The sequence below is a fragment of the Novosphingobium beihaiense genome (assembly GCF_022832375.1).
GTDB lineage: Bacteria > Pseudomonadota > Alphaproteobacteria > Sphingomonadales > Sphingomonadaceae > Novosphingobium > Novosphingobium beihaiensis.
The window spans coordinates 1-884 of the sequence record NZ_JALHLG010000004.1 but is presented as its reverse complement, the minus strand read 5'-3'; the positions used below and the strand labels follow the sequence as shown (position 1 = coordinate 884).

1 protein-coding gene is annotated in these 884 nt (G+C 57.8%); it reads left to right on the top strand.

The features are described from left to right. Nucleotides 1–686: 686 nt before the first annotated feature. The coding region (locus tag MTR66_RS03545; protein WP_243918003.1) for a hypothetical protein at nt 687–884 on the top strand (198 nt) is incomplete at its 3' end.

The window sequence follows — 884 nt, the reverse complement described above, 5'->3', positions numbered from 1 at the left end:
CAGCGGAGCAGGATATGCCTCAATCTGAATCAGAAAAACTCTAGGTTGATGTCACCTGCCCACTTGCGGTTGGGCGTATCGGCCGTGAAATTGCCATCGAGCCAGTTAACCGCCACGCCCAAGCGATGGTGACTATCAATCAAACCGGCGTTCGCCGGTATCTAGGCCAGCCTCCTACAACTCCATTGTTATGTAAGGGTGGCCATAGCTGCCAAGGCTCAGGCTGGACTGCTCCGGGATGTGCGCCAACATCTTCATGTCCATGCGTGCCTGCCTGCTGATCTGGCGGGATCGACAGAACGATAGCTGCCGTGCTGATGTGCAGAACCCGACAGATCGTTTCCACTGGCCATACATGGCGCCAGCTATGGGCAATGGCTTACTTCACAGCCGCTGGCGAGCGAAGAACTGCGTAGCCCTTTTCTAGAATATCGCTCTCCTCCTTCAATGGGCAATATGCTTCCAAATGACCGGCACAAAACTTTGCAGATCCAAAGCTGACATGGCGGCCCTTGGCGAGAGTCCCATTTTGCCGCCGCCGCTCGCGCAGGAAATAGCGCAGCGGCGTTGGAGGGAATTTGTTCTGGTCAGATCAGGTCTGTCCACGTAGGCATTATTGGTAATGATATGGTCCGGAGTCTGGTAAGCAGAGCACAGAGGCGGATTTCGGCGTGTGGAGAGGCTTCATGGCGATGATGAGAACAATGGTGTCGGCGATTCTCCTGGGAACGAGCCTGGGGGGAGGCGTGGTTGCTGCTGTGGCGGCTCCGGCGGCGCAAGCTGAAGCCGCGCCGCGTCAGGCCGTGGAGCTGGCGGATGGATGGCGTTTCCGTTTCGGGGATGAGTCTGGCGCCGTCACCGGTCCGGGGTTCGATGATAGCGGC